Source organism: Biostraticola tofi (assembly GCF_004343195.1).
Lineage (GTDB): Bacteria > Pseudomonadota > Gammaproteobacteria > Enterobacterales > Enterobacteriaceae > Biostraticola > Biostraticola tofi.
In genome coordinates this window covers 1-6,235 of the sequence record NZ_SMCR01000021.1, presented here as the reverse complement: position 1 = coordinate 6,235, position 6,235 = coordinate 1, and the positions used below count along the sequence as shown (strand labels likewise).

At 49.0% G+C, this 6,235-nt stretch carries 6 protein-coding genes and 4 tRNA genes; 8 read left to right on the top strand and 2 right to left on the bottom strand.

What is annotated here, in order from left to right; all coding sequences use genetic code 11:
- Positions 1 to 543 precede the first annotated feature (543 nt).
- From EDC52_RS19520 to birA, 3 genes are all read left to right on the top strand, one after another.
- Positions 544 to 1,113 carry a hypothetical protein gene (locus EDC52_RS19520; protein ID WP_131867993.1) on the top strand — a complete coding sequence of 190 codons (570 nt, stop codon included), beginning with the start codon at positions 544 to 546 and terminating at the stop codon, positions 1,111 to 1,113.
- A gap of 312 nt (positions 1,114 to 1,425) precedes the next feature.
- Entirely contained in the window at positions 1,426 to 2,463 is a 1,038-nt protein-coding gene (gene murB / locus EDC52_RS19515) for a UDP-N-acetylmuramate dehydrogenase (protein WP_131867991.1), read from the top strand.
- Positions 2,460 to 3,422 (top strand): bifunctional biotin--[acetyl-CoA-carboxylase] ligase/biotin operon repressor BirA, encoded by a 963-nt coding sequence (birA, locus tag EDC52_RS19510; RefSeq protein ID WP_131867989.1) that lies wholly within the window; start codon positions 2,460 to 2,462, stop codon positions 3,420 to 3,422. The genes murB and birA overlap by 4 nt, the downstream gene beginning before the upstream one ends.
- A gap of 16 nt (positions 3,423 to 3,438) precedes the next feature.
- On the opposite strand, the gene coaA is transcribed toward birA, so the two are convergent.
- Both coaA and EDC52_RS19500 read right to left on the bottom strand, forming a co-directional pair.
- Positions 3,439 to 4,389 (bottom strand): type I pantothenate kinase, encoded by a 951-nt coding sequence (gene coaA / locus EDC52_RS19505; protein WP_131867987.1) that lies wholly within the window; start codon positions 4,387 to 4,389, stop codon positions 3,439 to 3,441.
- A 176-nt stretch (positions 4,390 to 4,565) separates the two neighbouring features.
- Entirely contained in the window at positions 4,566 to 5,114 is a 549-nt protein-coding gene (locus tag EDC52_RS19500; RefSeq protein WP_131867995.1) for a GNAT family N-acetyltransferase, read from the bottom strand.
- Between the two features lie 444 nt (positions 5,115 to 5,558).
- Between EDC52_RS19500 and EDC52_RS19495 the strand changes: the two genes are divergently transcribed.
- The 5 genes from EDC52_RS19495 to EDC52_RS19475 form a co-directional block, all read left to right on the top strand.
- Positions 5,559 to 5,634 (top strand) — tRNA-Thr (locus EDC52_RS19495).
- 11 nt (positions 5,635 to 5,645) lie between these two features.
- A tRNA-Tyr gene (locus EDC52_RS19490) sits at positions 5,646 to 5,730 on the top strand.
- Between the two features lie 140 nt (positions 5,731 to 5,870).
- A tRNA-Gly gene (locus tag EDC52_RS19485) sits at positions 5,871 to 5,945 on the top strand.
- Between the two features lie 4 nt (positions 5,946 to 5,949).
- A tRNA-Thr gene (locus EDC52_RS19480) sits at positions 5,950 to 6,025 on the top strand.
- A gap of 114 nt (positions 6,026 to 6,139) precedes the next feature.
- A partial coding sequence (locus EDC52_RS19475) for a GTP-binding protein (RefSeq protein WP_230468069.1) occupies positions 6,140 to 6,235 on the top strand: 96 nt, incomplete at its 3' end.

Sequence of the window (6,235 nt, the reverse complement as noted above, 5' to 3'; positions counted from 1 at the left end):
AGTGCCGGCTTAAGCGGCCAGGTGTTGAGCAAATGGGTCAATGCCGGGCTCATTTCCAGCAGGTCACGGGAGCGAATATGCTTTTGCACCAGCTCGATTAATGAAACCTGACCCGCTGTATCGTCATACTCTGCTGCCTAATTGAAATAAACAGAGGTTCATGGGACATACTCGATAATATTACGCCGTTGATAAAAGCTGTCGGCAGTTTTAAGGCATAACTATATTAATACACTTAAATATATCTCTGATAGCGACGTTAAAAACTTTATAACTGGTGTTTAGTTTGTAACAAACACAGAAACGGTATCCGTCAGGCCGTGGATCCTTTTTAAGCACTTTAAACGGAAAGTCATAATGGTCCGCTATTTAATTGAAAATATCATGGCTGAATGATAAAAATATTCGCGGCTTAAGTCTATAACCGCGTAATCGATTAAATAAATAATAAGCCAGGTATTTAAACCAATTAGTATAGCCAGTGATCCTCTAAATTTAAATTTAAAGGACGAGTCAAATCAGCTATGTGGAGGGCAGCGAGGAATGTTTCACAACACGCAAGGGATCGGAATAAACTATAACCAGTGGGATGAACCACTCGATTTAAGCAGTCCAAAGGGCAATTCAGGTATAGAAAACCAACATGATAACGCCGGTATGAATCTACGACTCGGTGATCCAACGTGTGCATATTGTTATGCCGAAGGGTTCTATCGTGTCAGTAATCAGCCTGTTGCAGGACCGCCTCCGAAAATATCAACAGACATGATCAACACTTGGAAAGATATGCCCGCACATCAACGAGAACAAACGACAATGAGCAAGTTTATCAGGGATAATAAACTCAATCGTAACAGTCTGAATAGCTATGTTAAGTCTGATGGGACTCTCACTGCAAGAGGATTGACTCGAATAGGGCATTCACTAGACGTAAAATATACCATAATAAGAAATGAACATATTAAAATATTCCAGGAAATCAAGGCGTCTGATGTCTTGGATATAAGCAGAGATGATTTTGCGAAAGACTATAATTTGAGTCCGGCATGTTTAAGTGTATATATCAGGAAAGATGGTTCATTGACGCCTAAGGGTAGTTCATTGATGGAATAGGGTTGAAAATAGCAAAAGAATTATTAACTTTCATAGGCTGATTTAATATCAATTTCATCTAAAAATTCATAAATCATGTCTCCTATATTTTTTCATAATGACCAGGTAGTCACATTTGTCAGGAGGCAAGCTTAAAATTGTCGTAAATAATATTGACTGCCTGTCTGATAATATTTACACCGATATCAATTTCAGGCCGCAGGTGATGGCCAATATTCGATCAGGAGGAGCCATATCCACCGCTAAATGTTGCTCGCTGGAAACTGCCGTAATCAGGTAAACTGACGGCAGTAGAAAAAGGTGGACTCAAGAATGTTGACTCATGGTGTAACGCTTAAACAGCTGAATACTTTTGCCATTGATGCGCGAGCAAGTCACGTAGTCAGGGTAGAGACCGAAGCACAAATGATGGAAAACTGGCGGCAGGCCCAGCGACGGCAAGTACCGGTGATGCTACTCGGCAGCGGCAGCAATGTGCTGTTTCTGGAAAATTACTGCGGCACGATATTGCTCAATCGGATTAAAGGCATCACCGTGCAAGAAACGGCAGAAGCATGGCATCTGCATATCGGCGCAGGAGAGGACTGGCACGAACTGGTCTCTAACACCCTGGCGGACGGTATGCCTGGTCTTGAAAACCTGGCTTTGATTCCTGGATGCGTCGGTTCCGCGCCCATTCAAAATATCGGCGCTTATGGCGTCGAGTTCGAAAGCCGCTGCGAATATGTCGAGGTCTTGGACCTTGCCAGCGGAGAAAAAATTCGTCTCAGTAAGGCCGACTGTCGGTTCGGTTATCGTGAGAGTATTTTCAAGCACCAGTACCGGGATAACTATGCCATAGTGGCGGTAGGCCTGATGTTATCCAAAACATGGTTGCCTGTTTTGACCTATGGCGATCTTGCTCGCCTTGATCCCGCGACGGCAACCCCCGCTCAGGTGTTTGATACGGTCTGTCATATGCGGCGGACAAAATTACCTGATCCGCGCGTCACCGGCAATGCGGGTAGCTTCTTCAAAAATCCGGTTATCAGCGCCGCTGCGGCCGAAACATTGCTGAAAGCTTACCCGGGCGCGCCGCACTACACGCAACCTGATGGTCAGGTAAAGCTGGCCGCAGGCTGGTTAATCGATCAATGCAGCCTGAAAGGCTTTCGCCTCGGTGAGGCGGCAGTGCACGATAAACAGGCCCTGGTGCTGATCAACCGCGGCTCGGCCTCGGGTCGTGATATGGTGGCCCTGGCGCGCCATGTTCGACATCAGGTTGCAGACAAATTCGCTATCTGGCTTGAGCCTGAGGTCCGTTTTATCGGCTCAAGAGGGGAAGTGAACGCCGTGGAGACGCTATCATGAAAGATAACAGCATACCTCTGAAACTGATTGGGTTGCTCTCTGATGGCGCCTTTCATTCAGGCGAGCAGTTCGGCGAAATGCTGGGCATGAGCCGAGCTGCCATAAATAAGCATATTCAGACGCTCAGAGAATGGGGGGTTGACGTCTACACGGTGCCGGGAAAAGGCTATCGCCTGGACGGCCCAATGCAGCTTCTGGACGATGCTGGCATCAACGCGCTGACCCATGGCGGAAGAGTGGCGGTTTTGCCGGTCATCGATTCGACCAATCAGTATCTGATGGACAGGATCGGCACGCTCAAGTCAGGGGATGCCTGCGTTGCTGAATACCAGAACAAAGGGCGTGGTCGGCGTGGTCGGCAATGGATTTCTCCGTTTGGCAGCAATCTCTATCTGTCGCTTTACTGGCGGCTTGAGCAAGGACCAGCGGCAGCTATAGGCCTCAGTTTGGCTATCGGTATTGTCATGGCCGAAGTGATGCAGCAAATGGGTGCCAGCGATGTGCGGGTAAAGTGGCCGAACGATTTGTACCTTAAAGATCGCAAACTGGCCGGGATTCTGGTAGAAATCAGCGGCAAAGCGGGTGATGCGGCTAATCTGGTGATAGGTGCCGGTATCAACTTGACCATGAGTAAATCATCATCCGGCGTGATAGATCAGGGGTGGATCAATCTGCAGGAAGCCGGTATTACCATTGACCGCAATGCTTTGGCTGCACGGCTTGTGACTCAACTAAGGGAAGCCTTGCAGGTGTTTGAACGGGAGGGCTTTGCGCCTTTCGTCGCCCGCTGGCAACCCCTGGATAATTATAATAATCGGCCAGTAAAGCTGTTGATTGGCGAACAGGTTATCAAAGGAATTGCAAGGGGGATTAACGCACAGGGCGCGCTGCTGCTTGATCAGGGGGGTGAAATAAAACCCTATCTTGGCGGTGAAATATCCCTGCGAGGTGATGCTTAACGGCCACTGCTGGCCGTTACTTTCTCAAACGCACATTGTCCACGGCATGTCCGGTACTTTTAGTCAGGATCAGGCTGGCTCTTTCTCGTGTGGGTAGAATATTTTCCCTGAGGTTAAGCCCGTTGATTTCCGTCCAAAGCTGAGTTGCGATTTCCACCGCCTCCTCTTCAGTTAATTTAGCGTAGTTATGGAAATAGGAATCCGGATCGGAAAACGCGCCCTGGCGGAATTTAAGGAACCGGTTGATATACCACCCCTGCAGTAAATCTTCCGGCGCATCCACGTAGATTGAAAAATCCACAAAATCAGAGACAAACACATGATGAGAGGCACGCTGATAATCCGTGCCGCTCTGCAGTACATTAAGGCCTTCGAGGATCAGGATATCCGGCTGAGTGATTACTTTATTATCACCAGGCACCACATCGTATATCAGATGCGAGTATACCGGCGCGGTAACCGGACTGACGCCGGATTTAACTTCGGAAACGAAATTAACCAGATTGCGAGTGTCATAAGATTGCGGAAAGCCCTTTTTCTTCATCAGGCCCCGCTCTTTGAGCACCTGGTTAGGGTGCAGAAAACCGTCTGTGGTAATAAGTTCGACAGTGCGATGCTCAGGCCAGCGGCTCAGTAATGCCTGCAGCACGCGAGCGGTAGTACTCTTGCCCACGGCAACGCTGCCAGCAATACCGATGATATAGGGTATGCGCTGTCCATTGGTGCCGAGGAACTGTTCCAGAACCGCCTGACGACGCAGGTTCGAGCTGATGTAGAAGTTAAGCAGACGCGACAGCGGCAAGTAGATTTCGGCAACTTCATCCAGCGACAAGTCTTCGTTAATACCTTTGAGCTTTTTGATTTCGTCCTGCGTGAGAGTCAGTGGCACAGAGTTACGTAATGCCGCCCACTGCTCCCGCGTAAATTCAAGGTAGGGGGTAGTAGGTAATTGATCACGTATTATCATAAGTTTAGCCAGCCCATGACTCAGGTCCAACCGGGGGAAATCAAACGCCCGGGACGAAAATAAGCTGCATAGTATAGACAGCTTCGATTCGCTCGTAGAGTGTTTTTTCAGCCTGTGGTGCGTAATTGTGACAATGACTCATGAAGAGGATTGGAAAGCCGAGGCGACCAAGATCGTCAGTTGGCAATGGAGCCGACGTGCTGATTGACGGCAAACAGACGCTTGTAGTAAATCACCGTCGGGCGATATATCCCGTCGGGCGAGCAGGCGTAATCGGGGATTTCGCCCAGGCAGCGATAGCCCTGCGCGCGGTAAAACGACTCAGCGGCGGAACCGGCCTCCGTATCCAGATGCAATATGCCGCGCCGCTGGGCTAAAGAGGTTCGTTCCAATACTTTCAATAACTCTTTGCCAACGCCTTTGCGGCGATTGCGACTGTGGACCAGTAATTTTTGAATTTCTGCCCGGTTGCGACCGTCTGGCTTTTGACATAATTCGAGCTGAATGCTGCCGGCCAGGCCGTGATGGTCATGGGCAATCCACAGCAGCAAATTATTTTTAGCAATGTCCGGCCGCAGACTGTGAAAATAGCTCTCTGCTTCCTCTTGGCTGAGTATGCTTTTATACCCGACAGATGCGCCATGAGAGACGGCATCAATCAGCAGAGCGGCGAGCGAACCTCGATAGGCGGGGAGGGTGGCAGCACTCAGAAGTTCTATTTTCATCATGTCATCCTCTTGCTGGTACAAAGAGAGGTAAGCCGGCAGGCTTGAGGGGATGGAGTATGGAAATTAACGAGCGCGCTGCTACCACCTGTTTTAATCATAGAGGGGGTAAAGGCGAAAAGATAATATCCGGTATTATACAAGCAGAGAGTATTTTCTCCAATAATGTGATGCGTGTCACATTACAGTAATGAGATGTTCCGCCGTCAAATAAAACGCATCCAATTCGACGCCTCCGGGGCTGAGCGATGCCGGGATGACTGCCTGCCCTTGCCCCGGGCAAAATAAAGACTATCCGCCTATTGATACCGCATCGATGCATGAATAATAATCAACTTCGGGCGCGTCAGTGAAAAATCGCATGTTTTATGAGCGAAAGTGCAAATTACGCAATTTTTTTGTTGCATAGGGCGCCAGCTCTACCTAGAATGCGCAGCACTTGATGCCGGCATAGCTCAGTTGGTAGAGCAACTGACTTGTAATCAGTAGGTCGAGGGTTCGACTCCTTCTGCCGGCACCAAACAAAAATCAGGTGGGGTTCCCGAGCGGCCAAAGGGAGCAGACTGTAAATCTGCCGTCACAGACTTCGAAGGTTCGAATCCTTCCCCCACCACCAAATTGAATCTCCGGCAGCGGAGGTGACCCTGACTGCACAAGCATCATGCGGTGAGGTGAAGGCGAGAGTCTTCAATCGGGTTCGGAACCTTCGGACCTTTCAATAATCTACAGAAATATCAGGTAGCCGAGTTCCAGGATGCGGGCATCGTATAATGGCTATTACCTCAGCCTTCCAAGCTGATGATGTGGGTTCGATTCCCACTGCCCGCTCCAATGTGCTGATATAGCTCAGTTGGTAGAGCGCACCCTTGGTAAGGGTGAGGTCGGCAGTTCGAATCTGCCTATCAGCACCACTTCTAGTCTCCCTCCTGATTCACTTTCTGTTAGATAGAAAATAAATTCAACAAGCTTGCGCTTGGTTGATGTGGTGATAACACCGGTTTATTCGTGTCTTAGAGGGACAATCGATGTCTAAAGAAAAGTTTCAACGCACAAAACCACACGTTAACGTCGGTACTATCGGCCACGTTGACCATGGTAAAACTACCCTGACTGCCGCCATC

What these genes read in the sequence shown, in the direction of transcription:
- EDC52_RS19520 (WP_131867993.1), top strand. Translation starts at nt 544, where the DNA reads ATGTTTCACAACACGCAAGGGATCGGAATAAACTATAACCAGTGGGAT.
- murB (WP_131867991.1), top strand. Translation starts at nt 1,426, where the DNA reads ATGTTGACTCATGGTGTAACGCTTAAACAGCTGAATACTTTTGCCATT.
- birA (WP_131867989.1), top strand. Translation starts at nt 2,460, where the DNA reads ATGAAAGATAACAGCATACCTCTGAAACTGATTGGGTTGCTCTCTGAT.
- coaA (WP_131867987.1), bottom strand. Translation starts at nt 4,389, where the DNA reads ATGATAATACGTGATCAATTACCTACTACCCCCTACCTTGAATTTACG.
- EDC52_RS19500 (WP_131867995.1), bottom strand. Translation starts at nt 5,114, where the DNA reads ATGAAAATAGAACTTCTGAGTGCTGCCACCCTCCCCGCCTATCGAGGT.